The organism is Duganella sp. AC237 (assembly GCF_979254035.1).
On record NZ_CEEDEW010000003.1, the window covers coordinates 1414379 to 1437930 of the forward strand.

At 65.3% G+C, this 23552-nt stretch carries 23 protein-coding genes; 12 read left to right on the top strand and 11 right to left on the bottom strand.

The genetic code is table 11. The features are described 5' to 3' along the window. Positions 1–14 precede the first annotated feature (14 nt). The 3 genes from dkgB to AC0IYS_RS06765 all read left to right on the top strand — a co-directional run bounded on the left by dkgB (position 15) and on the right by AC0IYS_RS06765 (position 2703). Positions 15–818 carry a 2,5-didehydrogluconate reductase DkgB gene (gene dkgB, locus AC0IYS_RS06755; RefSeq protein ID WP_471704451.1) on the top strand — a complete coding sequence of 268 codons (804 nt, stop codon included), beginning with the start codon at positions 15–17 and terminating at the stop codon, positions 816–818. A gap of 42 nt (positions 819–860) precedes the next feature. Beyond that, positions 861–1796, top strand: coding sequence for a cyclase family protein (locus AC0IYS_RS06760; RefSeq protein ID WP_471704452.1), 936 nt, complete (start codon positions 861–863; stop codon positions 1794–1796). A 199-nt stretch (positions 1797–1995) separates the two neighbouring features. Then, entirely contained in the window at positions 1996–2703 is a 708-nt protein-coding gene (locus tag AC0IYS_RS06765) for a Fic family protein (protein WP_471704453.1), read from the top strand. A gap of 238 nt (positions 2704–2941) precedes the next feature. On the opposite strand, the gene AC0IYS_RS06770 is transcribed toward AC0IYS_RS06765, so the two are convergent. Further along, positions 2942–3835 carry a LysR family transcriptional regulator gene (locus tag AC0IYS_RS06770; RefSeq protein ID WP_471704454.1) on the bottom strand — a complete coding sequence of 298 codons (894 nt, stop codon included), beginning with the start codon at positions 3833–3835 and terminating at the stop codon, positions 2942–2944. A 164-nt stretch (positions 3836–3999) separates the two neighbouring features. Here AC0IYS_RS06770 and AC0IYS_RS06775 point away from each other — a divergent pair, with 164 nt between their 5' ends. Both AC0IYS_RS06775 and AC0IYS_RS06780 read left to right on the top strand, forming a co-directional pair. Beyond that, entirely contained in the window at positions 4000–5199 is a 1200-nt protein-coding gene (locus AC0IYS_RS06775) for an MFS transporter (RefSeq protein ID WP_471704455.1), read from the top strand. Positions 5200–5234: 35 nt separating this feature from the next. Further along, positions 5235–5624, top strand: coding sequence for a cyclophilin-like fold protein (locus AC0IYS_RS06780; RefSeq protein ID WP_471704456.1), 390 nt, complete (start codon positions 5235–5237; stop codon positions 5622–5624). A gap of 147 nt (positions 5625–5771) precedes the next feature. On the opposite strand, the gene AC0IYS_RS06785 is transcribed toward AC0IYS_RS06780, so the two are convergent. Together AC0IYS_RS06785 and AC0IYS_RS06790 are read right to left on the bottom strand one after the other, a co-directional pair. Then, the gene (locus AC0IYS_RS06785; protein WP_471704457.1) at positions 5772–6182 is read right to left on the bottom strand and encodes a limonene-1,2-epoxide hydrolase family protein; all 411 of its coding nucleotides are present in this window, start codon (positions 6180–6182) and stop codon (positions 5772–5774) included. Between the two features lie 10 nt (positions 6183–6192). Continuing rightward, positions 6193–6960: an SDR family NAD(P)-dependent oxidoreductase gene (locus tag AC0IYS_RS06790; RefSeq protein WP_471704458.1), complete on the bottom strand. Its 768-nt coding sequence runs from the start codon at positions 6958–6960 to the stop codon at positions 6193–6195. A gap of 112 nt (positions 6961–7072) precedes the next feature. On the opposite strand from AC0IYS_RS06790, the gene AC0IYS_RS06795 reads away from it, so the two are divergent. Beyond that, entirely contained in the window at positions 7073–8002 is a 930-nt protein-coding gene (locus AC0IYS_RS06795; protein ID WP_471704459.1) for a LysR substrate-binding domain-containing protein, read from the top strand. Between the two features lie 26 nt (positions 8003–8028). On the opposite strand, the gene AC0IYS_RS06800 is transcribed toward AC0IYS_RS06795, so the two are convergent. From AC0IYS_RS06800 to AC0IYS_RS06815, 4 genes are all read right to left on the bottom strand, one after another. Then, positions 8029–8937, bottom strand: coding sequence for a LysR family transcriptional regulator (locus AC0IYS_RS06800; RefSeq protein WP_471704460.1), 909 nt, complete (start codon positions 8935–8937; stop codon positions 8029–8031). Between the two features lie 63 nt (positions 8938–9000). Continuing rightward, entirely contained in the window at positions 9001–9393 is a 393-nt protein-coding gene (locus AC0IYS_RS06805; RefSeq protein WP_471704461.1) for a carboxymuconolactone decarboxylase family protein, read from the bottom strand. A gap of 114 nt (positions 9394–9507) precedes the next feature. Continuing rightward, on the bottom strand, positions 9508–11751 hold the full coding sequence (gene katG / locus AC0IYS_RS06810) for a catalase/peroxidase HPI (protein WP_471704462.1): 2244 nt from the start codon (positions 11749–11751) through the stop codon (positions 9508–9510). 118 nt (positions 11752–11869) lie between these two features. Further along, a complete protein-coding gene (locus AC0IYS_RS06815) occupies positions 11870–12919 on the bottom strand; it encodes an NAD(P)-dependent alcohol dehydrogenase (RefSeq protein ID WP_471704463.1) in 1050 nt (349 codons plus the stop codon). Between the two features lie 167 nt (positions 12920–13086). Here AC0IYS_RS06815 and AC0IYS_RS06820 point away from each other — a divergent pair, with 167 nt between their 5' ends. Continuing rightward, the gene (locus AC0IYS_RS06820) at positions 13087–14016 is read left to right on the top strand and encodes an AraC family transcriptional regulator (protein ID WP_471704464.1); all 930 of its coding nucleotides are present in this window, start codon (positions 13087–13089) and stop codon (positions 14014–14016) included. 20 nt (positions 14017–14036) lie between these two features. Here AC0IYS_RS06820 and paoC read toward each other — a convergent pair whose 3' ends face one another. Next, complete coding sequence (gene paoC / locus AC0IYS_RS06825; protein WP_471704465.1) at positions 14037–16247, bottom strand: aldehyde oxidoreductase molybdenum-binding subunit PaoC; 2211 nt, start codon at positions 16245–16247, stop codon at positions 14037–14039. A gap of 227 nt (positions 16248–16474) precedes the next feature. Between paoC and AC0IYS_RS06830 the strand changes: the two genes are divergently transcribed. After that, positions 16475–17380 (top strand): AraC family transcriptional regulator, encoded by a 906-nt coding sequence (locus tag AC0IYS_RS06830; RefSeq protein ID WP_471704466.1) that lies wholly within the window; start codon positions 16475–16477, stop codon positions 17378–17380. 18 nt (positions 17381–17398) lie between these two features. Here AC0IYS_RS06830 and AC0IYS_RS06835 read toward each other — a convergent pair whose 3' ends face one another. From AC0IYS_RS06835 to AC0IYS_RS06845, 3 genes are all read right to left on the bottom strand, one after another. Next, on the bottom strand, positions 17399–18100 hold the full coding sequence (locus AC0IYS_RS06835) for a helix-turn-helix transcriptional regulator (protein WP_471704467.1): 702 nt from the start codon (positions 18098–18100) through the stop codon (positions 17399–17401). A 2-nt stretch (positions 18101–18102) separates the two neighbouring features. Continuing rightward, a complete protein-coding gene (locus AC0IYS_RS06840) occupies positions 18103–19044 on the bottom strand; it encodes an NAD(P)-dependent alcohol dehydrogenase (protein ID WP_471704468.1) in 942 nt (313 codons plus the stop codon). A 91-nt stretch (positions 19045–19135) separates the two neighbouring features. Then, complete coding sequence (locus AC0IYS_RS06845) at positions 19136–19345, bottom strand: hypervirulence associated TUDOR domain-containing protein (protein ID WP_471704469.1); 210 nt, start codon at positions 19343–19345, stop codon at positions 19136–19138. 114 nt (positions 19346–19459) lie between these two features. On the opposite strand from AC0IYS_RS06845, the gene AC0IYS_RS06850 reads away from it, so the two are divergent. The 4 genes from AC0IYS_RS06850 to AC0IYS_RS06865 all read left to right on the top strand — a co-directional run bounded on the left by AC0IYS_RS06850 (position 19460) and on the right by AC0IYS_RS06865 (position 23547). Continuing rightward, a complete protein-coding gene (locus AC0IYS_RS06850; RefSeq protein ID WP_471704470.1) occupies positions 19460–20068 on the top strand; it encodes a TetR/AcrR family transcriptional regulator in 609 nt (202 codons plus the stop codon). 98 nt (positions 20069–20166) lie between these two features. Next, on the top strand, positions 20167–21624 hold the full coding sequence (locus AC0IYS_RS06855; protein WP_471704471.1) for an NAD-dependent succinate-semialdehyde dehydrogenase: 1458 nt from the start codon (positions 20167–20169) through the stop codon (positions 21622–21624). A gap of 28 nt (positions 21625–21652) precedes the next feature. Next, positions 21653–22804: an alkene reductase gene (locus tag AC0IYS_RS06860; RefSeq protein ID WP_471704472.1), complete on the top strand. Its 1152-nt coding sequence runs from the start codon at positions 21653–21655 to the stop codon at positions 22802–22804. Between the two features lie 2 nt (positions 22805–22806). Beyond that, entirely contained in the window at positions 22807–23547 is a 741-nt protein-coding gene (locus AC0IYS_RS06865) for an SDR family oxidoreductase (RefSeq protein WP_471704473.1), read from the top strand. The last annotated feature ends 5 nt before the right edge of the window (positions 23548–23552 follow it).

Below are 23552 nucleotides of genomic sequence, written 5' to 3' on the forward strand. Positions count from 1 at the left end.
GCAAGGAGATCCACATGAGTATTCCATCTTTCGGCGTCGGCACTTTCCGCCTGCAGGGCCAGGTTGCCGTCGATTCGGTGCGCAGCGCCCTTGAGGTAGGGTATCGCGCCATCGACACCGCGCAAATCTACGGCAACGAAGCCGCTGTCGGGCAAGCGATCGAGGAGTCCGGCGTCGCGCGCGACCAGCTGTTCGTCACCACCAAGATCTGGACCGCGAACTACGCCGCCGACAAACTGATTCCGAGCCTGAAGGACAGTCTCGCCAAGCTGCGCACGGACCATGTCGACCTGACTTTGATCCACTGGCCCGCGCCCGGCAACGGCGTGCCGCTGGCGGAAACGATGCAAGCGCTGGCCGAGGCCAGGGCGCAAGGTCTGACGGGGCAAATCGGCATCTCCAACTTCAACATCGCGCTGACCCGCGAGGCCATCGCGGCGGTGGGAAAGGAGGCGATCGCCACCAATCAGATCGAATTGAGCCCCTACCTGCAAAGCCGGCAGCTGACCGCTTTCCTCCAGGAGCAGGGCATCCACGTCACCTCGTACATGACGCTCGCTTACGGCAAGGTACTGAAGGACCCTGTCATCGACGACATCGCGCAACGTCATGGCGCCACGCCGGCGCAGGTCGCGCTGGCGTGGGCGCTGGGCCAGGGCTATTCGTTGATCCCGTCGTCGACCAGGCGCGAGAACCTGGTGAGCAATCTGCTGGCGCGCGATCTGCGCCTGACCGACGACGACCTGGCGCGCATCGCCGCACTGGAACGCAATGGCCGTGAAGTCAGCCCGGATGGCCTGGCGCCAGCCTGGGACTAAGTCGACCGGTTTCGCTCCAAACACCTCTTAAAGGACACGTCCATGAATGACCTCAAACACATCGCACTCGCCGCCGCCGTCACGCTGGCGGCAAGCGCCGCTACCGCAGCCGACTGGTATCCCTCCACCTACGGCCCCAAGGACGAAATCGGCGCCGCCAACCTGCTGACGCCGGAAGTGGTGCGTCAGGCCGCGACGCTGGTCAAAACCGGCAAGACCTATCCGCTGGCGGTACCGGTCAGCAAAGACTTGCCGGCCTTCCGCCACCGCAGCTTCAAGCTCTACAACATCCAGCCGGGCGAGCAGGCCGGCTTGACGATGGGACCGAACAAGTTCACCTTCAACGACGAGCTGGCGGTGGCCTGGACCGGCGTCGGCACGCAGCTCAACGGCATCGGCCATATCGGCATCGACAACGTCTACTACAACGGCAACCGCGCGGCGGACTTCGTCACCGTCGAAGGCGTCAAGAAGCTCGGCGTCGAGAAGGTGCCGCCGATGGTCACGCGCGGCGTGGTGCTGGACATGACCAAGCACTACGGCAAGGAGATCGTCCCCGGCGGCACCGAGTTCACCGTGGCCGACCTGCAGGCGGTGCTCAAGCGGCAGGGCATCGCCTTGCGCAAGGGCGATGTCGTGCTGTTCAACACCGGCTGGCTGGAACTGATCGGCAAGGACAACAAGCAGTTCCTCGAAACGGAACCGGGCATCGGCATGAAGGCGGCGCAGTGGCTGGCCGACCAGGGTATCGTCGCCTTCGGCGGCGATACGTGGGGGTCGGAGGTGTATCCGAACAAGAGCGGAGAAGAGTTCCCCGTCAACCAGTTCATGCTGGCCAAGCGCGGCATCTACAATCTGGAGCTGATCGACAGCCGCGCCCTGGTGCGCGACCAGGCTTGGGAATTCATGTTCGTGCTGGGCCAGCCGCTGTATGTCGGCTCGACGCAGGTCAACGTTAATCCGGTGGCGATCCGCTAAAACCACGAAGAAATGACGCGGCAAAAAAGCGGTAGAAAAAATATCAAAAAATAGTGGAAACTTCTAAAATTACTCCTATAATCAAAGGGTTGCAGTAAAACTAAAGCGGCAAAAAAAGCGGCAGAAATGTACCATTCGCCACATCAGTTCGAGCCTCTGTTGCTCAGCACTCGCCAACTGGAGGAGGTTGCTCCTTGGGATGCACGTCGCCCCCACTGCGGCATCGCTGTCGGCGTTTCTAAAGAGGCTGGACGACGTGTACGGATCATCGCGGAGTTGGGACGGTGTTCTGATCAGCGCGGCATGTGCCCATCATCGCGTGGCCTGGGTCCACCCCTTTTTGGACGGAAATGGACGTGCGGCTCGGCTGCAAACGCACTGCGCGCTGTGGGAGCTCTCCGCAGGCCTGTGGTCACCGAGCCGCGGTTTCGCCAGATCGACCAAAGCTTATTACGCAGCGCTGCATAATGCGGACTCTCCACGAATGGGCGCGTTGGATGGGCGCGGAAATCTCAGCGCACTGGGTTTGCTGGAATGGGTGCAGTACTTCCTTGGGATTTGTGAGGACCAGGTTTCGTTCATGGCCAAGATGCTCGCCCTCGACGGAATAAAGCAGCGGATCGAGGCACTGGTCACGCTGCGATCCGCACAGGATAAGCGCATCAGGCGCGAAGCTATCCTTCCGCTCTGTCATGTTTTTGCGCTTGGGCCGGTCTCCCGGGGCGAGTTCGCACAGATGACCGGCCTGGGGGAGCGCAACGCCCGCTCACTGCTCTCGAAGCTACTTTCCGACGGCTTGATCGTCAGCGACTCCCCCTACGGGCCGGTGCGTTTCGGTCTGCCGTTGGACGCGCTCTGCATACTTTTCCCAAACCTTTATCCCGAAGCCGATATGCCTCTGGATTAATCTGCTGCGTCGATCCGTATGACCGGACCAAGCTGATTCCGTTCAATGAGCTGGCCAACTTCTTTACGCTTCACCTGAATAGCGGAGTCACCGGCGGCGCTAACACGGCGGATTACGGCGTTCCGCCTAATCCGCCCTACGTGTCGCCGTGGCAGGGCCCTGGTAGCTGAAATAAAGGAGGATCCACGTAGGGCGGATTAGCGCAGCGTAATCCGCCAATGCGTGATCCGTCGTTCACTTAACCCTGGTAGCGCAGCGCGTCGATGACCAGCGTGAAGGCGCGTGATGGATGGCGTCTCGACAAATAGTAGGCGTGCAAACCCGGAAACGGCCGGCACCACTCCTGCATCACGCTGAGCAGCCGTCCGTCCCTGACGTATGGCTCGGCGATTTCCGCCGTCACAAAAGCCAGGCCGACGCCGCTCACCGCCGCGTTGAGCATTTGATACGCGCTGTTGAAGGTGGCCTGGCCGCCAACCTTTACTTCGATCGGTTTGTCGCCGTCGCACAGCTCCCAGGCGTACACGCCGCCGTTGGACGACAGCCGCAAGGTGACGCAGTTGTGCTGTAACAGCTCCTGCGGCGAGGTGGGTATCGCGCGGCGCTTGAAGTAGTCCGGCGATCCGACGATCGCCATCGGCGCGTCGGCCGTCAGGCGCACGGCGATCATGTCCTGCTCCACCTGGTCGCCCCAGCGCACGCCGATGTCGAATCGCTCTGCCACGATGTCGTGCATCCGGTAGTCGGAGTTGATCTCGATGCGCAGGTCCGGGTATTGCGGCAGCAGGTAGGCCACGCGCGGCCACAGCACGCTGTCGATGATGTGGTCAATCGCGGTGATGCGGATCAGGCCCGCCGGACTGCCACCCAGGTCGCTGATGGCGGCGATCTCCGCCTCGATCTCGGCGAAGCGCGGCGCCACGGTCTCCATCAGCCGTTCGCCGGCCTCGGTCGGGGCGACGCTGCGGGTGGTGCGCGCCAGCAGCTGCACGCCCATGCGCGCCTCCAGCCCGCGCACTATGTGGCTCAGCCCCGACTGCGACATGCCCAGTTTGGCGGCCGCGCGCGTGAAACTGCGCTCGCGCGCCACCTCGAGAAACACAAGAATGTCGTTGATGTTTTCGCGGGCCATGGGGTCGCTTCCGGGTGGGGTGATCTTGCATTCTAGCAGTTGCACGACGTCGCCTGGATGGGCGCGATTGATGATTTTCCTGCATAAACCCTAGCAAAACCGCATCGCGCGCGGGCCCGTCAATGCCGCTACCATGCCCGATTGGGTTTGGAAGGACAAGAACTATGAACATCGCCAGCAGCTCCCTACCGAAGCAGACTTTCACCGGCCAGCCCGCCTGGAGCGCGGTCGGCGCCATGGCCATGTGCGTGGCGCTGCTGATCGCCTCCGAGTTCATGCCCGTCAGCCTGCTGACGCCCATCGCCAGCGACCTGGGCGCCACGCAAGGCATGGCCGGCCAGGCGATTTCGATCTCCGGCCTGTTCGCGGTGGTGACCAGCCTGCTTATTCCTTCGATCGCCAGCCACTTCGACCGCCGCCACGTGCTCATGGCGCTGACCGGCGTGATGCTCGCCTCGCTGGTGCTGATCGCCTGCGCGCCGAACTTTGCCGTGCTGATGGTGGCGCGCTCCCTGTTGGGCATCACCGTGGGCGGATTCTGGGCGCTGGCCACGGCCACGGTGATGCGCCTGGTTCCAGCCGAGTCAATTCCCAAGGCACTCGGCTTGATGTACACGGGTAACGCCGTCGCGGCGGCGTTCGCCGCGCCCATCGGCAGCTATTTTGGCGCCATCATCGGCTGGCGCGGCACGTTCTGGGCGTTGACGCCGTTCGTCGTCGCCAACCTGGTGTGGCAGTGGATCAGCTTGCCGTCCATGCCGCCGCAGGACGCCAATCCGGTCGGCAGGGTCCTCGGCCTGCTGAAGAGCCCGAATGTGGCGTTCGGCATGGCCGGGGTGATGCTGTCGTTCGCCGGCGCCTTCGCCACGTTCACCTACCTGCGGCCCTTCCTGGAGGCCTACACGGGCGTGACCGTGCCGCAGCTGTCGATGCTGTTGCTGGGCCTGGGCGCGGCCGGTTTTTTCGGCACCTACGCCGCGACGGTGATGCTGGGCAGCCACCTGTATGGCTTGCTGCGCTGGTTGCCGCTGGCGCTGGGCGCCGTCACGCTGGCGCTGCTGGCCGTCGGCCATGTGTTGTGGGCGGTGGCGATCGCGCTGATCGCCTGGGGCGCGCTGAACGCGGCCATTCCGGTGGCGTGGTCGACCTGGCTGAGCAAGGGCATCGCTGACGAACCGGAGAGCGGCGGCGGCCTGCTGGTCGCGGCGATCCAGCTGGCGATCATGCTCGGCGCCGCGCTTGGCGGCGTGCTGCTGGACCACCTGTCGATCATGGCCACCCTGATCGGCGGCGCCGCGATGCTCGCGGCTTCGTCGATCGTTGTCGGCGATGGGGGACGTCTGAAACCACGCGGGAATGCCTGATGCGATCGCACACCCTATTCTTTTCTTCGATAACCATGACTATGGCTCTTATGGCGGGCCGCTCCGCGCATGCCCAAAAAATCAGGATGACCGTGGACGGGCAGGTCGTCGCCGCGACCCTGGTGGACAACCCGACCACACGCGACTTCATCACCAGGTTGCCGCTGACGCTGACGCTCGGCGACTACGCCAGCACCGAGAAAATCGTCTATCTGGATTGGAAATTATCGACTGCGGGCGCGCCGGCCGGCGTCACGCCGACGGTGGGAACCATCGCCTACTACGCGCCTTGGGGCAACCTGGCCTTCTACTACAAGGATTTCCCCTACTCGCCGGGACTGATCCCGCTGGGACGCATCGATAGCGGCCTGGCCGCGTTCAAGCGCGCGGGCGACCTCAAAGTAAGAATCGAGCTGGCCGATTAGCGCCGCCCCGTTTCTCGCGTGCCTGCCACCGCTATAGACCCATGAGGCACGTAGGGCGGATTAGCCGAAGGCGTAATCCGCCATCTATGAGCCGCTGGGGAAGCATGGCGGATTACGTTGCGCTAATCCGCCCTACGTGCCTTTAAGTCAGGTCTTACTCTGCGTGGCGTGTTTGAGCTGGCGGTCGAAATCGGCCGGATCGAAGTAGTCGCGCCAGACGGTGATCTCGCCGTTTTCGACCGTCACCGTGCCCATGACCGGCAAGGTGATGGTGCCGCCGTTCTTGTGGCGGAAGATGTCGATCCGCTCGTTGAGGACGACATTGTCGGTCGCCGCGATATGCGTCACCTGCCAGTCGACCAGGAAGTCGGTGCCGATGCCGAACCCGCGATGGAAGGCTTCGACACCGGCGCGGCCGACGATGTCGGGGAAGGGCACATTGTCGTACAGGACGTCCTCGGACAACATCGCCAGCGCCTCGTCGATGCGGTTGGCGCTCCAGTGCGCAAAGAAGGTTTCGGCGATCTGCACCGGGCCGTTGGTTTGGTTGGTGTTCATGTTCTTCTCCTTAGGCGATCTGGCCGCCGTCGACGTTCAGGGTCGCGCCGGTGATGTAGCTGGCGTCCGGGCCGGCCAGGAAGGCGACGGCGGCGGCGATTTCTTCCGGCCGGCCGTAGCGGCCCAGCGCGGCCATGGTTTTCAGCGTCTCCGCGAAGGCGCCGCTATCCGGATTCATTTCGGTGTCGATGGCGCCGGGCTGGATCACGTTGACGGTGATCTGGCGCGCACCGAGGTCGCGTGCCCAGCCCCGGGTGTAGGCCGCCACCGCCGCCTTCGAGGCGACATAGTCCGCCACGCCTGGGAAGGCGATGCGGTCGGCGCCGGTGGTGCCGATCGAGACCACGCGGCCGCCGTCGGCCATCAACGGCGCGGCGGCGCGCACGGCCGCGGCCACGCCCTTGACGTTGACGTCGATCTGGCGCTCGAAGCCGGCCAGGTCGGCCTCCGGATCGTCCACCTTGCCGGTGACGAACACGCCGGCCGAATTGACCAGGATGTCGAGGCGGCCGAAGTGGGCGTGCGCCTGTTTGACCATCGCGGACACCTCGCCAGCCTTGGCCTGGTCGGCGCGGATGGCCAGCGCCTGGCCGCCCAGCGCCTCGACTTCGCCCACCACCTGGTTGGCGCGGTCCGGCGAAGCGGCATAGCTGAAGGCGACCTTGGCGCCGTCGCGGGCCAGGCGCTTGACGATGGCCGCGCCGATGCCGCGCGAACCGCCGGTGACGATGGCGACTTTGCCTTGCAGCGGCAGGTGGGAGACGGTGTTGGTGTTCATGGTGTTCTTCCTTGAAGTGGTTTGTCGATGGGTCTACTATCCGCTTTTTATTTCCCCTTGATTAGTGCTGAATGACTTTAAATATCTTCAAGTATTGGTATAAGATGAAAGCATGGAAACTCTCAGCAATCTCGAATGTTTTGTGCGGGCGGCCGAAGCGGCCAGCTTTTCGGAAGCGGCGCGGCGGCTCGGCCTGACGCCGGCGGCGGTCAGCCGCAATGTCGCCATGCTGGAAAAGAATCTGGGCGCGCGCCTGTTCCAGCGCTCGACGCGGCGGCTGCACCTGACCGAGGCCGGCGAGCGCCTGCTGACCGGCATCGGCGCCAACCTCGACGGCCTGCAAGCGGCGCTGGCCGACGTCTCGACCGAACAGCAGGCGCCAACCGGCATTCTGAAGGTGAGCCTGGCCCCCAACTTCGGCATCGGTTACGTGCTGCCGCAGCTGCCGGCGTTTCTGGCGCGCTATCCCGGCATACGGCCGGAATGGCATCTGGAGAACCGCCAGGTCGACCTGATCGGCGAAGGCTACGATGCCGCCATCGGCGGCGGCTTCCACCTCAATCCCGGCGTGGTGGCGCGCGCGCTGGCGCCGGCGCATCTGGTGGCGGTGGCCGCGCCGTCGTGGCTGGCCGGGCGCGCCGTCCCGTCCCACCCGGGCGAGCTGGCTGACGCCGACGCCATCGGCATGCGCTTCCTGCAAAGCGGCCGCTTGCGCGACTGGACCATGCGTAACGGCGCCGGGGAGGAGGCCGGGCTGGAATTGCGCCCGCTGGCGGTGCTGAGCGATCCGCAGGCCGTGTGCGCGGCGGCGGTCATGGGTGTCGGCGTGGCGGTGCTGGCGATGTCGGACGTGCTGGAGGCGCTGCGGCAAGGCACGCTGGTGCGGCTGCTGCCGGAGTGGTACGTCGATGCCGGCATGATCTCGCTGTATTACCCCAGCCGCACGCAATTGCCGGCCAAGACGCGGGCGTTTGTCGATTTCGTGGTGGCGGCGTTCGAACGCGAGGGCTGGGCGCGCAGCTTGTCGGCGGCGCGGTCCTAGCGACACCGCCCGTCAAGCCGCCGGCGTCACGCGATGGCCGGGGCGGTGGCGGCCTCGCTCTGGAAATATCCCACCAGTTTCCGTATCAGTAACAGCAGCATCGGATTGGCGGACGCCGCTTTGTAAGCGATGCCGATATCGATGTACAGCAGGTCGTTTTCCTTCAACTCCCGAAACACCACGCCGCGATGACGGATCTTTTGCAGCGATTGCGGGATCAGGCCGATACCGCCATGATTGGCGACCATACTCAACAGGACATGATGATCGGCCGGCTCCGGAATGCGCTGCGGCGAGAATTGGATTTTTTTAAATAATTCTTCGCAATAGTCGTAAAAGCCGGCATTCAGTTCGCGCCTGAACCAGAATAAAACCTCTTCATTCAAGTCCGCCAGCGATACCGCCTTTTTATTGGCCAGGCGGTGTCCTTTGGCCAGCGCCACGCAAAAGCGATCGCGGTAAAGGTGCTGAACGGTCAAATCGCTGATTTTCGACGGCATTCCAATGACGGCGGCGTCGAGCCGATTATGGTGTATATCCCGCACCGATTTAATCGAGGTTTGCCGCTTGAAGTCGATCTCCAGATTCGGTATGTCCGACTGCAACAGCGGCAGGATCTGGGTGAACCTTTCCGTATCGACCACCGTTGTCAGGCCGATATCCAAACGGCCCTCCGGCTTGTCCACCTCCGCGTGGAAGCGCTGCGCCATTTTCTCGCAGGCGCGCAGCAGTTCCGACGCCTCTTTCACCAGCGTTTCCCCGGCTTGCGTCAAGGTCACGCCGTGATTGGAGCGGTGCAGCAATTGCACCCCCAGCGCGGTCTCCAATTCCTGGATCTGGCGGCTCAACGGCGGCTGCGTCATGTGCAGGCGCACGGCCGCTTCCCTGAAATTCAACGTCTCTGCCAGCGCGAGGAACATCTCCAGCTGTCTCAATTTGAATCGCAGCGCCATATGGGAAAGGGAAAGTTTGGATTGGCAATTGTAATGTAAGAAACATCATTCCTGGCCACATGACGCGGCCTCCTGGGCGAAGACTTCCTTGGCCGCGAACAGGCCGTTGAGCGCGGCGGGAAAGCCGGCGTAGACGGCCATCTGCATGATGATTTCGACGATCTCGTCCTGCGTGCAGCCGACGTTGCGGGCGCCGTGGATATGCACCTTCAGCTGCGGCGCCGCGTTGCCCAGGGCGGTCAGGCCGGCCACCACGGCCAGCTCGCGCACCTTCAGGTCCAGGCCCGGTCGCGAATAGATGTCGCCGAACGGAAACTCGATCAGCAGGCGGGCGAAATCGGGGGCGATGTCCTTGAGGCTGTCGATGACTTTCACACCGGCCAGGCCATCGATCTCCTTGAGCTTGGCCAAGCCCCGCTCATAACGTTCATTACTCATGAATACACTCCCTCGGTTGGTTACCCCGGGCAGTGTAGGCAAGCACCGGAGGGGCCGCCAATACCATTTTCGTGATGCGTTTTAGGTATCGCGGCCGCTCCGGTTCCGGCGGGGTCAGGCCAGGCCGGTGCCCAGGTTCATCACCTTGGTCCAGGCGGCCACGAAATCGCCGATGAACTGCTGCTGGCCGTCGGCGCTGCCATAGACTTCGGCGACGGCGCGCAGTTGCGCGTTCGACCCGAACACCAGGTCGGCGCGGCTGGCGCTCCACTTGACGGCGCCGGTTTTACGGTCGCGGCCCTCGAAGGCATCCGCCGCGCGCGAGGTCGGCGCCCACACCGTGGCCATGTCGAGCAGATTGACGAAGAAGTCGTTGCTCAAGGTGCCGATGCGCGTGGTGAACTCGCCCTGCTTGGAGGAGTCCACGTTCGCGCCCAGCACGCGCAGGCCGCCGACCAGGGCGGTCAGTTCCGGCACGGTCAAGGTCAGCAACTGCGCGCGGTCGACCAGCATCACCTCGGCCGGCACCGCATAGCGCTCCTTCTGGAAGTTGCGGAAGCCGTCGGCGAACGGCTCCATCGCTTCGAACGACTCGGCGTCGGTCTGCTCCTGCGTGGCGTCGGTGCGGCCCGGCGTGAACGGCACCACCACGGCGGCGCCGGCCTGTTTGGCCGCCTGCTCGATGCCGGCCGCGCCGGCCAGCACGATCAGATCGGCCAGCGACACGCGCTTGCCGCCGGCGTTGAACGCGCTTTGAATGCCCTCCAGCCTGGCCAGCACCTTGGCCAGTTGTTGCGGTTGGTTGACCGGCCAGTCCTTCTGCGGCGCCAGGCGCACGCGCGCGCCGTTCGAGCCGCCGCGCAGGTCCGAGCCGCGATAGGTCGAGGCGGACGCCCAGGCCGTCGACACCAGCTCCGGCACGGTCAGGCCCGAGGCCAGGACCTGCGCCTTGAGCGCGGCGATGTCCTGCGCGTCGACCAGCGGATGGTCGACCGCCGGCACCGGATCCTGCCAGATGAAGTCTTCGGCCGGCACTTCCGGTCCCAGGTAGCGCGCCTTCGGTCCCATGTCGCGGTGGGTCAGCTTGAACCAGGCGCGCGCGAAGGCGTCGGCGAATTCGGCCGGGTTGGCCAGGAAGCGGCGCGAGATTTTTTCGTAGGCGGGATCGAAGCGCAGCGACAGGTCGGTCGTCAGCATCGTCGGCAGCAGTTTCTTCGACGGATCGTGCGCGTGCGGGATGGTCGCCTCGGTGCCCTTGGCGACCCACTGGTGCGCGCCGGCCGGGCTCTTGGTCAGCTCCCATTCAAAACCGAACAGGTGCTCGAAGAAGTCGTTGCTCCACTGGGCCGGCGTCTTGGTCCAGGTCACTTCCAGGCCGCTGGTGATTGTGTCGCCGGCGTTGCCGGTGCCGAACTTGTTGTGCCAGCCGAAGCCCTGGGCGGCGATGTCCGCGCCTTCCGGTTCTGCGCCGACGTTGTCGGCCGGGGCCGCGCCGTGCGTTTTGCCGAAGCTGTGGCCGCCGGCAATCAGGGCCACGGTTTCCTCGTCGTTCATGGCCATGCGGGCGAAGGTTTCGCGGATGTCGCGCGCCGCCAGCACCGGATCGGGATTGCCGTCCGGGCCTTCGGGATTCACGTAGATCAGGCCCATCTGCACCGCGCCGAGCGGGTTCTCCAAGTTGCGGCTGTGGACTTCGCCATCGGCGTCGTCGTCGGTCACCAGCACGCCGCCGGCCTTGGCCACGCCGTCGCTGCCGTGGGCGTAGCGCACGTCGCCGGCCAGCCAGGTGGTCTCGCGGCCCCAGTAGACGTCCTGGTCCGGTTCCCACGTGTCGACCCGGCCGCCGCCGAAACCGAGCGTCTTGAAGCCCATCGTTTCGAGCGCGACGTTGCCGGTCAAAATCATCAGGTCGGCCCACGAGATCTTGCGGCCGTATTTTTGTTTAATCGGCCAGATCAGGCGGCGCGCCTTGTCCAGGCTGACGTTGTCGGGCCAGCTGTTGAGCGGCGCGAAACGTTGCTGGCCCCGGCGCGCGCCGCCGCGACCGTCGCCGGTGCGGTAGGTGCCGGCGCTGTGCCAGGCCATGCGGATGAACAGGCCGCCGTAGTGGCCGAAATCGGCCGGCCACCAGTCCTGCGAGTCGGTCATCAGCGCGGCCAGGTCCTGCTTGACGGCGGCCAGGTCGAGGCTGTTGAATTCCTTGGCGTAGTCGAAATTCGCTCCCATCGGGTCGGACTTGGCCGAGTGCTGCAGCAGCAGGTCCAGCCGCAGCTGGTCGGGCCACCAGTCGGCGTTGGCGGTGCCGGCGCCGGTGGCCTGGCTGAATGGACATTTGGCGGCGTGATTATCGTTGCTCATGCGGGGGACTCCTGATCGGTTGGGGAATGGCCACGCCATCATATTCCGGTTCGCATGAGATTGCTTAAAAGATTGAAAGATTGGCGGGACAACCTCCCTTCCGGGAGGGATTCATGGATCAGGCCGCCAGGGTGGCGGTATCGATCACGAAGCGGTAGCGCACGTCGCCCTGAAGCATGCGCTCGTAGGCGTCGTTGATCTGGTCGGCCCGCACCAGTTCGATATCGGCGACGATGCCGTGCTCGGCGCAGAAGTCCAGCATCTCCTGGGTTTCCGGGATGCCGCCGATCATCGAGCCGGCGATCGAGCGCCGTTTCATGATCAGGTTGAAGACGTTGGGCGACGGATGCGGCGTCGCCGGCGCGCCCACCAGGGCCATGGTGCCGTCGCGCTTGAGCAGCACCAGCAGGGCGTCGAGGTCGTGCGGCGCCGCCACCGTGTTGAGGATGAAGTCGAAACTTTTGGCGTGGGCCGCCATTTCATCCGCGTTTTTCGACACCACCACTTCGTCGGCGCCCAGCTGGATCGCCGCCTCGCGTTTGGCGTCGGAGGTGGTGAAGGCCACCACGTGGGCGCCCATCGCGTGGGCCAGCTTGATGCCCATGTGGCCAAGCCCCCCGATGCCGACCACGCCGACTTTTTTGCCGGGGCCGGCGTTCCAGTGGCGCAGCGGCGAGTAAGTGGTGATGCCGGCGCACAGCAGCGGCGCGACGGCGGCCAGTTGTTCCTCCGGATGGCGCACCTTCAGCACGTAGCGCTCGTGCACGACGATCTTTTCCGAGTAGCCGCCCAGGGTCCAACCCGGCGCGTCCGGCGTCGGACCGTTGTAGGTGCCGACCATGCCGTCGCAATAGTTTTCCAGGCCGTCGTCGCACTCGGCGCAATGCTGGCAGCTGTCGACCAGGCAGCCGACGCCGACCAGGTCGCCGACCTGGTGGCCGGTGACGTGGGCGCCGACCGCCGACACCCGGCCGACGATCTCGTGGCCCGGCACGCACGGGTACTGGGTGCCGGCCCATTCGGAGCGCACCTGGTGCAGGTCCGAGTGGCAGATGCCGCAAAAGGCGATGTCGATCAGGACGTCGTGCGCGCCCGGCGCGCGGCGGGTGATGGCCAGCGATTCGAGCGGCTTGTCGGCGGCGTGGGCGCCGTAGGCTTGTACTTGCATGGTATGACTCCTTGGTGCGTTTGAACAGATGGACATTTTCCGTGTCCGGGCGTTCAATCGGTAGCCCGTTCCGCCGGAATTCTTGCCCGATCCAGCGTTGACCCGGTGTTTTGATAGGCAATGGCCGGCCCGGAAGCTAGAATCCACACCAGGAGGAAGTGAGCGGAATGAGATCGACAGACGACATGGCGGCGCCGCGCGGCGCGCATCAACAGGCGGTGGCCCGCATGATTAAAAGCCGGCTAAGCGGCACCGGAGACTTCGAGACGGCGATTCCGCACCTGCGGTTTTTCCGGCGTGACGAGGTCGCGCCGCCGACGGTCTGCATGATCGAGCCGTGCATCGTGTTCGTCGCGCAGGGGGCCAAGCGATTGTGGGTCGGCGGCGAAGGATATTTATATGACAGTTCGCGGCTGCTGGTGACGTCGCTCGATTTGCCCGGCGGATCGGAGGTGCTGACGGCCAGCGCGGAGCAGCCTTGCGTGGGGCTGATGTTGAAGCTCGATATGCGCGCGCTGGCGGAACTGATCGCCCAGGGCGGCTTGCCGGCCCCGGATGTGGCGAGCGCCGGCGGCGGTGTCGGCATCGGCGCGGTGACGACCGATATCCTGGCGCCGCTCGAACGGCTGCTGGCGCTGCTGGACGATCCGCAGGCCATTCCCGTCATCGCGCCGTTGATACAGCGCGAGATTTACTACCGCCTGCTGCGTGGCGACCAGGCCGCGCGCCTGCGGCGCATCACGGCGGTGGACAGCCAGGGGCACCGCATCACCAAGGCGATCGACTGGCTGAAATCGAATTTCACGCAGTCGCTGCGGGTCGAGGAACTGGCCGCGCGGGTGCAGATGAGCGCGACGACGTTCCACCAGCATTTTCGGCAGCTGACCGCGATGAGTCCCTTGCAGTACCAGAAGTGGCTCAGGTTGAACGAGGCCAAGCGCCTGATGCTCAACGAGCACCTGGACGCGGCCAGCGCTGCCTACAAGGTGGGCTACGAAAGCCCGTCGCAATTCAGCCGCGAGTACAGCCGCCTTTACGGGCTATCGCCCAAGCGCGACATCATGGAGATGCGCGGCCGGGCCGGCGAGGGCGTGTAGCCCGCGTTTTAAGCCTTCTTTTAAGCCACCTTCGGTAACTCGCCGATCAACTTGTCCAGCGTGATCGGATATTCTCGCACCCGTATCCCGGTGGCGTTGTACACGGCGTTGGCGATGGCCGCCGCCACGCCGCTGATTCCCAGTTCGCCCACGCCCTTGGCCTTCAATGGCCCGGCGGTGGCGTCGGCTTCGTCGAGGAAGATGGCGTCCAGGTGCGGGATGTCGGCATGCACCGGCACCTCGTAGCCGGCCAGGTCATGGTTGACGAAGTAGCCGACGCGCTTGTCGACCACCATGTCCTCCATCAGCGCGGCGCCGGCGCCCATCGTCATGCCGCCGATGATCTGGCTGCGCGCCGTCTTCGGGTTGATGATGCGTCCCGCCGCGCATACGGCCAGCATGCGCCGGATGCGGATCTCGCCGGTGTACGCGTCCACCGCCACCTCGGTGAAGTGCGCGCCGAAGGTTTGCTGGGCGAAGCGTTTGGCGAGGTCGCCGTACTCCATCTTGTCCTCTCCCACCAGCTCGCGCTCGCGCGCGGCCGACTGCAGGGCCACGCTGCGCCCGCCCCATGTGACCTGGCCTTGCGCGAAGGTGGCGTCGGCGACGTTGAAGCCGAACTGTCTGGCCACCGCCTCCCGCAGCTGGACGCAGGCTGCGTAGACGCCGGCCGTCGACGAGGCCGCGCCCCACTGGCCGCCGGAACCGGCCGACTCCGGAAAGCGCGAGTCGCCCAGGCGCACCACCACCTGGTCCAGCGCCACGCCCATCATCTCGGCGGCGGTCTGCGCGATGATGGTGTAGCTGCCGGTGCCGATGTCGGTCATGTCGGTTTCCACCGTCACTACGCCGCGCTTGTCCAGGCGCACGCGTGCGCCCGAGGCCATGACCGGCGCGCCCCGGATGGCGGCGGCCACGCCGTAGCCGATCAGCCAGCGGCCGTCGCGCCGGCTGGCCGGATGCTCGGGACGCCGGCTCCAGCCGAAACGCTCCGCGCCGGTGGTCAGGCAGGCGATCAGCTGGCGCTGCGAAAATGGCCGCTTCGGGTCTTCCGGGTCGACCTGCGTATCGTTGCGGACCCTGAATTCGACCGGGTCGATCTTGAGCTTTTCCGCCATTTCATCCATGGCGATTTCCAGCGCCATCATGCCCGGCGCCTCGCCCGGCGCGCGCATCGCGCTGCCTTCGGCAAGGTCCAGCTGCGCCAGTTTCAGTTGCGTCATGCGGTTGGCGCCCGCGTACAGCAATCGGGTGGGGGCGGTGGCGGCCTCCGGACGTCCGCCGGCGATATTGCCCGACCAGCTTTCGTGGCCGATGGCGACGATGTCGCCCGCCGCCGTGGCGCCGATGCGGATGCGCTGTATCGTCGCCGGCCGGTGGGTGACGTTGTTGAACATGAGGGGACGCTGCAGCGCCACCTTGACTGGGCGTTTGGCGGCGCGCGCGCCCAGCGACGCCAGCACGGCGTCGCACAAGACCGTGCCCTTGCCGCCGAAGCCGCCGCCGATGTACGGCGACACCAAACGCACATTTTCGACGGCGATGCCGAGCGTCTTGGCCAGGTCGCGCCTGCCCCAGTTGACCTGCTGGATTGCGGTCCACAACGTCAGCTGGTCGCCGTCCCAAGCGGCGATGGTGGCGTGCGGCTCCATCATCGCGTGGGCCTGGTCGGGCGTGGTGTAGGTGGCGTCGAGCTTGACCGCCGCGCCGGCGTAGGCGCCGGCGAAATCGCCGATGCCGGTTTGCGCCGGTGGCATGAACTTGCCCGGCTTCGGCGGCTGCGCGCCGTCCTTCGCGGCCTCCAGGTCGAAGGCGCCGGGACTGCGCGTGTAGCGCACATCGATCAAGCCGGCCGCCGCGCGCGCCTGCTCGAAGGTCTCGGCTACCACCAGCGCGACCGCCTGGTGGTAGTGGTCGACGGCGGGACCGGCCAGCGCGCGGTCGGCATAGAATTCACCCCTGTCGAGCTTGCCGGCATTGTCGGCGGTGACCACCGCCAGCACGCCCGGCGCGGCCTTGGCGCGGGCGGTGTCGATGCCGTCGATGCGGCCCTTGGCGATCGCCGCGCCCAGCACGTAGCCGTAGGCCGCGCCGGGCGCCGCCGCGTGCTGCTCGTAGGCGTAGGTGGCGGTGCCGGTGACCTTGAGCAGGCCTTCGACGCGGTCGACCGGCTTGCCGACCACGCGCAACTGGTCGATCGGGTTGGTGGCGGCGGGTTTATCGAATTTCATGAGGTGGCCTTTCCGCCATCGGCGGGGATCGAGTGCAGCGTGCGGTTTGCCAGGGTGGCCTTGAGCGTCGGGATCAGTGTGATGGCTTGCCGGGCTCGACGGTATCCCGTTCCTCTAGATTGATTGCCTGATACTCTGCTTGCGCAGGTTCCGCTAGCCAGTTGCCAGCCGCACTCGGTATCATCGAAACGAAAACAGGGAGGCTCACTTTGTCATCTGACTCATCAGTGGAAAAATCGCTCGACGCGCTGTGCGACGAGCTGGCGCGCAAGTGCGCGCCGTTCGCGTCGTCGATGGAAAACCCCACCGTCATTTCGCCGCTGACCCTGTATCGCCATACGGCCGCCACGCAGCCGCTGCCGATCACCTACACGCCCAGCGTCGCGCTGGTGGTGCAGGGCCGCAAGCAGGTGCATCTGGGGACCAACACCTTCGTCTACGACCGCTCGCGTTTTTTGCTGACCTCGATCGAACTGCCGGTCACCAGCCAGGTGATCGAGGCCAGCGAGGCGGTGCCGTACATGTGCCTGCGGCTGGCGCTGGACATGCGGTTGGTGGCAGAGGTGATCGCCGGCACCGAGCCCGCCGCTGCACGCACGGGGAGCGATTCCTTCGGCATGGAAACAGGCGAGGCGACCGCCGACCTCATCGGCGCTTTTGGCCGGCTGGTCGACGCGCTGTATGCGCCGCGCGACGCGGCTTTCCTGGGTGAACTGCTCCAGCGGGAAATCATTTACCGGGTGCTGCAAAGCGAGGCGGGTAGCCGGCTGCGCGCGATCGCCACCAGCGGCGACCACAGCCACCGGACCGCCAAGGCGGTGGCCTGGGTCCGCGCCAACTTCACCATGGCCTTGCGGGTGGAAAACCTGGCGGCGTTGGCCGGCATGGGGGTGTCGACCTTGCACTACCATTTCCGCCGGCTGACGTCGATGAGCCCGCTGCAATATCAAAAGCAGCTGCGCTTGCAGGAAGCGCGTCGCCGCATGCTGATCGACGGCCTGGACGCCGCCAGCGCCGCCTTCGAGGTGGGCTACGAGAGCGCCAGCCAGTTCAATCGGGAATACAGCCGCGTGTTCGGGCTGTCGCCCATGCGCGACGTGCGCGCGCTGCGCGACCAGGGCGGCGCGCTGTAGGCGTGGCGGCCGGCGCCATCAGGCGCAATCGGACCGGTTGCAATGCAGTTTGGCCCGCGTGTGCCATTCCTTGACCAGCTGCCGGCGGCTGGCCTCGTAGGGCTCGTCCAGGAATTGCGCCTTCACCACGCGCGCGGCGTGGAACATGTGGAAGTCGCCCAGCGCCTCGCACCATGCGGCGATGAAGCGTTGCGCGTCGATGAAACCGAGGATGATGGGCCAGATGACGCGCTCCGATGCGTTGCCGTCATCGTCGGTGTAGAGCACGCGCATTTTGCGCTGCTCGCGGATCGCCGCGCGCACGCGGGCCAGGTCGAGGCCTGCGGGATTGTCCGGCTGGCGGCTGATATACAGTGTGTTGTCGTTCAGGGCGCGCCGCATGTCCGGCGGCAGCACCGCGTCGATCTTGGCCAGCGCGTTTTGCACCGCGTGCGCCAGGCCGTCGTCGGTCTGGCGGCTGACCCACTGGGCGCCGGCCACCAGGGCTTGGATCTCTTCGGCCGTGAACGACAGCGGCGGCAGCAAAAATCCCGGCCGCAGGATGTAGCCGACGCCGGGTTCGCCGTCGATATCGGCGCCCATGCTTTGCAAGGTCACGATGTCGCGCCGCAAGGTGCGGATCGATATGCCGACCTCGCGCGCCAGCACGGCGCCGGCCACCGTGCCGCGATGGCGGCGTAAAACCTGCATGAGGTCGAATAGTCTTTCGCTGCGGGACACGGTTACTCCATTTTAACGAGGCATTTGCCGCCGGCCTTCAAACCTGCCTCCAGCTCGGCGATCAACCCGGCCGCCGCGTCCAGCGGCACAACGCGGCCGATCGGCAGGCGGAGCTTGCCCTCGCTGGCGGCGCGCGCCAGCTTGTCGAGCGTCTCGAACCTTGGCGCGCCGACGACCGGCTTGAGCCGGCGGTTGAACAGCGCGCGGATAAATTTTCCCGGCGTCGGATGCAGGTCCAGGAAGACACCGGTTTTGTTCAGCAGGCCCATGGCTTGCTCGACGGTCAATTTCTCGGCGGTGTCGATGACGACATCGTAGCGCCCCCTGATCGCCGACAGGTCGATGGTGCGGTAGTCGTACACGGTTTGCACGCCGAGCGCGCGCATGCGCTCGATGTCCGCCGCGCCGCAACTGCCGGCCACCGTCGCGCCGTGCATGCGCGCCACCTGCACGGCCGCTTCGCCCACGGCGCCGGCGCAACCGTTGATGAACACGCGCTGGCCGGCGGCCAGCTTGGCCTTGTCCATCACGCTGCTCCAGGCCGTCATGCCCGGCGTGCCGAGGCAGGCGGCGTCCTCGAAGGAGACGCCCTCGGGCTTCTTGGCCACGAATAGTTCCTTGGTGATCAGCGCCTGGCCCAGCGCGCCGCTCTCCTTGAAGCGGGCCAGGCCGAAGACGGCGTCGCCGGGCTGCAGACGCGTCACGTCCGGACCCACGGCGATGACCGTGCCCGAAAAGTCGAAGCCCATGGCGCGCGGGAATTTTTGTCCTGTCATCATCTTCATCACGCCCTGGCGCAGTTTCCAGTCGATCGGGTTGATTGCGGCGAACTGGACCCGAATCCCCACTTCGCCCTTGCCCGGCGTACCAAGGTCGAAGTGTTCAAGCCGCATCAGCTCCGGGCCGCCGTACTGGTGATATTGAAGTCGTTTCATCGTGCTCATGGTGGAATCTCTTGTTTGGTGTAAAGAGATCCAGTGTAGAGCGCCATGGTGCCAGATTATGGCACCATGCTGAGCCGGCGAGGAAAGCAAATCATACTTTTTTCAGCGCGTCCGCCTTGTGCGCGGCTTCGGCGCCGGTCTTGTCGCTCACGACCAGATACTCGGGATGTTCCTTCGACGCCACCACCTCGTGCCCCTTGATGTGGGTGGGAGAGGTCAGCTTCTTCTTGACCTTGCCATGCACCACGCCCTGCGGCGAGTTCCACTGCACCTTGTCGCCCGCCTTCAAATCGTTCGCCATATCGCCTCCCTGTTTGAGTGTCCGCCGATTGGATCATGGTTCGTCTCATCGCCACGTACGTTACCGCTCAAAAAAACTGTAGACGACTGGTCTAGTTGTGCTATAGTGGCGTCCATGGGCACAACAACTACCTCCGAAAACGTCGATGTTCGCGGGAACATCCTGGCCACCGGCCAGCGCATCATGGCGGGCAAGGGCTTTTCGGCCGTCGGCCTGAACGAGATCCTGGCCACGGCCGGCGTGCCCAAGGGTTCCTTCTATCATTACTTCGGTTCGAAGGACGCGTTCGGCGAGGCGATGCTCGAAGCGTACTTCGAAGACTATCTGGCCGACATGGACGCGACGCTCGGCCAGTCCGGTTTGACGATGGCGCAGCGCCTGATGAATTACTGGCAGGCGTGGCAGAACTCGCAGTCGTTTTTCGATTGCCAGGGCAAGTGCCTGGCCGTGAAGCTGGGCGCGGAAGTGGCGGACTTGTCGGAGGCGATGCGCTTGTCGATGAAACGCGGCACCGCAGGCATCGTCGGCAGGCTGGCCGGCGCGATCGAGGCCGGCGTGGCCGAGGGATCGCTGTCCATCGACGGCGACGTCCAGGATACGGCGAGCAGCCTGTATCAACTGTGGCTGGGCGCCAGCGTGATGGTGAAGATCGTCCGGGACACCACCCCGTTCGAGTCCGCGCTGCGGACGACAAAGCAGATTTTGCATTTACCCCCTGTTTGAGCGGGGCAGTTACAAGGCATTTCATTTGAAATGCTTTTTTTTGACAGCTTACTAGACGACTAGTCTACTAACATTCTTGAACACAGAAAGGTTATGCGATGCTGGAACATATCAAGTCCTCGGGTTGGCTGCGTGAGACCAACTTCATCGGCGGCGCATGGGTCGCCGCCGCCGACAGCGCCGTGCACGGCGTCAACGATCCCGCCACCGGGACGGCGCTCGGCTCGATCGCCTGGTCGGGCGCGGCCGACACCCGGCGCGCCATCGACGCCGCACACTCGGCTTTCGCGTCATGGTCGATGACCACCGCCAATGAACGGGCCGATGTGCTCCAGAAAATGGCCGCCACGGTGCGCACCAATCTGGACGACTTGGCGGCCATGCTGACCCTGGAGCAGGGCAAGCCGCTGGCCGAGGCGCGCGCGGAAATCAAGCTCGGCGCCGACTACATCCAGTGGTTCGCCGAGCAGGCGCGCCGCATCAACGGTGAGATCATCCCGTCGCCGTGGCAGGGCCGGCAAATCCTGGTGACGCGCGAACCGGTCGGCGTGGTGGGCGCCATCTCGCCCTGGAATTTCCCGTTCTCCATGCTGGCGCGAAAAGTCGCCCCGGCGCTCGCGGCCGGCTGCACCATCGTCGTCAAGCCGTCGGAGCTGACGCCGTATTGCGGTTTGCTGTGGGGCGTGCTGGCCGAGGCGGCCGGGGTGCCGGCCGGGGTGGTCAACGTCGTCACCGGCGACGCGGCGGCCATCGGCGGCGAACTGGTGGCCGATGCGCGGGTGCGCAAGCTTACCTTCACCGGTTCGACCCGGATCGGCAAACTGCTGTACCAGCAATCGGCAGCGACGATGAAGAAGTTGTCGCTGGAGCTGGGTGGCAACGCGCCGTTTATCGTCTTCGACGACGCCGACATCGACCGTGCGGTTGACGGCGCCGTCGCGGCCAAGTTCCGCAACAGCGGGCAAACCTGCATCTGCGTTAATCGCTTCTATGTGCAGGACGGCGTCTATGACGAATTCGCGCGCCGGCTGACAGAACGGGTCGCCGCGCTCAAGGTCGGCAACGGCTTCAGCGCCGACGTCCAGCAGGGGCCGCTGATCAATGAGGCGGCGGTTGCAAAGGTCGAGGCGCATATCGCCGACGCGGTGGCCAAGGGTGGACGGATTCTGTCCGGCGGCCAGCGCCACGCGCTCGGCGGCACCTTCTTCGAACCGACCGTCATCGCCGATGCCAGCGCCGACATGCTGATTGCGCACGAGGAGACCTTCGGCCCGGTGGCCGCCTTGTTCCGCTTCGAGCATGAGCAGGAAGCGGTCGACGCGGCCAACGCCGCCCCGTTCGGCCTGGCCGCCTATTTCTACAGCCAGAACCTGTCACGGGTATTCCGCCTGTCGCGGGCGCTGGAGAGCGGCATGGTCGGCGTCAACGAAGGACTGGTGACGACCGAGGTGGCGCCGTTCGGCGGCGTCAAGGACAGCGGCATCGGCCGCGAAGGCGCGACCCAGGGCATCGAGGAATACCTCCATCTCAAATATGTCAGCCTCGGCGGCCTGTAACCGAACAACATCTAATCAAAGGCACACAGTGAATAACAAAAAACTCCTCGAACCCGTCACATTGGGGCGCCACCAGCTGGCAAACCGCATCGTCTTGCCGCCGCTGACGCGCCAGCGCGCCGCCCAACCCGGCGACGTTCCCACCGACCTGATGGCGCAGTACTACAGCCAGCGCGCGAGCGCCGGTTTCATGGTCACCGAAGGCACGCAGATCGAACCGCGCGGCCAGGGCTATGCCTGGACGCCGGGCATCTATAGCCCGGCGCAAATCGCCGGCTGGCGCAAGGTGACCCGCGCGGTCCATGCCGAAGGCGGCGTGATCTACGCGCAGCTGTGGCATGTCGGACGCGTCTCGCACACGGCGCTGCAACCCGGCGGCGCCGCGCCTGTCGCGCCGTCCGCCTTGCCGGCGCTGAATGCCAAAGCCTTCATCGAAACCGGTCCCGGCGCCGGCACGCTGGTGGCGCCTTCCGTGCCGCGCGAATTGAGCGTGGCCGAGATCGCGGAGCTGGTCAAGTTGTACGCCCAGGCCGCGCGCAACGCGCTCGAAGCAGGCTTCGACGGCGTCGAGATCCACGCCGCCAACGGCTACCTGGTCAACCAGTTCATTTCCGGCCACGCCAACACGCGCACCGACGAATACGGCGGCTCGCTGGAGAAGCGCTTGCGCTTCCTGCGCGAAGTCGTGGATGCCGTCGCCGCCGTCGTGGGGCCGGAACGCATGGGCGTGCGCTTCACGCCACTGTTCACCAGCACCGACGAGGACCGCGTCTATATCGGCTTCGTCGAAGACGATCCGCACGCCACCTACATCGAGGCCATCAAGGTGCTGGAGCAGGCCGGCGTTGGCTACCTGTCGATCGCCGAGGCGGACTGGGACCACGCGCCCGACCTGCCTGAGCAGTTCCGGCGCGATGTGCGGAAAGCCTTCAGTGGCCGCATCGTCTACGCCGGCCGCTATACGGCGGAGCGCGGCGAGCGCTTGCTGGAAACAGGACTGGCTGATTTGATCGCGTTCGGCCGGCCGTTCATCGCCAATCCCGATCTGCCGGCGCGCATCGCCAACGGCTGGCCGCTCAACGCGGTCGATCCGGCCACGATGTACGGCGGTGCGGAGCAGGGCTACACAGACTACCCGGCGTTTGCCGAAACAACCTCCATCACAACCAACAAGGAATAATCATGAACGACAATATCGCAAACAAAGTAGTGCTGATCACCGGCGGCAGCACCGGCATCGGCGCCGAGGTGGCGCGCCTGCTGGCGAGCCGTGGCGCCAAAGTGGCGATCGCCGCGCGCCGCAAGGACAAGCTGGACCAGGTCGTAGCCGAAATTGAAGCGGCTGGCGGCACCGCCAAAGCCTACAGCCTCGACGTCACCGACAAGAAACAGGTCGAGGCCGTGGTGGCAGCCGCAGTCGCCGATTTCGGCAAGCTGGACGTGCTGATCAACAACGCGGGACTGATGCCGATCCGGCCCATGTCCGAGGTCAATACCGACGAGTGGGACGCGATGATCGACGTCAACCTCAAGGGGACGTTGTACGGCATCGCCGCCGTGCTGCCACGCTTCCTCGCGCAGCAGGGCGGCCACATCATCAACCTCAGCTCGGTGGCGGGCATCAAGGTCTTCGCGCCGGGCGGTACCGTCTACTCCGGCACCAAGTTCGCCGTTTCGGCCATTACCGAAGGACTGCGCCAGGAAGTGGGCGACCAGATCCGCGTGACGTCGATCGCGCCGGGCGCCGTCGACAGCGATCTGAAACACAGCACCTCGGGCACGGCGGCGGAAACGGTGATGGACTTTTACAAGCAAGCCATTCCCGCATCGTCGGTGGCGCGCGCGGTTGCCTACGCGATCGAGCAGCCGGCCGATGTCGACATCAATGAGATCGTGCTGCGGCCGACGCGCCAGGTGTTCTGACGGTA

Bases quoted from the DNA above. Each gene is read 5' to 3' on its own strand.
- katG (WP_471704462.1), bottom strand. From the start codon at position 11,751: ATGAGCAACGATAATCACGCCGCCAAATGTCCATTCAGCCAGGCCACC.
- AC0IYS_RS06820 (WP_471704464.1), top strand. From the start codon at position 13,087: ATGAGATCGACAGACGACATGGCGGCGCCGCGCGGCGCGCATCAACAG.
- AC0IYS_RS06760 (WP_471704452.1), top strand. From the start codon at position 861: ATGAATGACCTCAAACACATCGCACTCGCCGCCGCCGTCACGCTGGCG.
- AC0IYS_RS06805 (WP_471704461.1), bottom strand. From the start codon at position 9,393: ATGAGTAATGAACGTTATGAGCGGGGCTTGGCCAAGCTCAAGGAGATC.
- AC0IYS_RS06790 (WP_471704458.1), bottom strand. From the start codon at position 6,960: ATGAACACCAACACCGTCTCCCACCTGCCGCTGCAAGGCAAAGTCGCC.
- AC0IYS_RS06765 (WP_471704453.1), top strand. From the start codon at position 1,996: ATGCACGTCGCCCCCACTGCGGCATCGCTGTCGGCGTTTCTAAAGAGG.
- AC0IYS_RS06770 (WP_471704454.1), bottom strand. From the start codon at position 3,835: ATGGCCCGCGAAAACATCAACGACATTCTTGTGTTTCTCGAGGTGGCG.
- AC0IYS_RS06845 (WP_471704469.1), bottom strand. From the start codon at position 19,345: ATGGCGAACGATTTGAAGGCGGGCGACAAGGTGCAGTGGAACTCGCCG.
- paoC (WP_471704465.1), bottom strand. From the start codon at position 16,247: ATGAAATTCGATAAACCCGCCGCCACCAACCCGATCGACCAGTTGCGC.
- AC0IYS_RS06850 (WP_471704470.1), top strand. From the start codon at position 19,460: ATGGGCACAACAACTACCTCCGAAAACGTCGATGTTCGCGGGAACATC.
- AC0IYS_RS06780 (WP_471704456.1), top strand. From the start codon at position 5,235: ATGACTATGGCTCTTATGGCGGGCCGCTCCGCGCATGCCCAAAAAATC.
- AC0IYS_RS06775 (WP_471704455.1), top strand. From the start codon at position 4,000: ATGAACATCGCCAGCAGCTCCCTACCGAAGCAGACTTTCACCGGCCAG.
- AC0IYS_RS06855 (WP_471704471.1), top strand. From the start codon at position 20,167: ATGCTGGAACATATCAAGTCCTCGGGTTGGCTGCGTGAGACCAACTTC.
- AC0IYS_RS06815 (WP_471704463.1), bottom strand. From the start codon at position 12,919: ATGCAAGTACAAGCCTACGGCGCCCACGCCGCCGACAAGCCGCTCGAA.
- dkgB (WP_471704451.1), top strand. From the start codon at position 15: ATGAGTATTCCATCTTTCGGCGTCGGCACTTTCCGCCTGCAGGGCCAG.
- AC0IYS_RS06840 (WP_471704468.1), bottom strand. From the start codon at position 19,044: ATGAGCACGATGAAACGACTTCAATATCACCAGTACGGCGGCCCGGAG.
- AC0IYS_RS06865 (WP_471704473.1), top strand. From the start codon at position 22,807: ATGAACGACAATATCGCAAACAAAGTAGTGCTGATCACCGGCGGCAGC.
- AC0IYS_RS06795 (WP_471704459.1), top strand. From the start codon at position 7,073: ATGGAAACTCTCAGCAATCTCGAATGTTTTGTGCGGGCGGCCGAAGCG.
- AC0IYS_RS06785 (WP_471704457.1), bottom strand. From the start codon at position 6,182: ATGAACACCAACCAAACCAACGGCCCGGTGCAGATCGCCGAAACCTTC.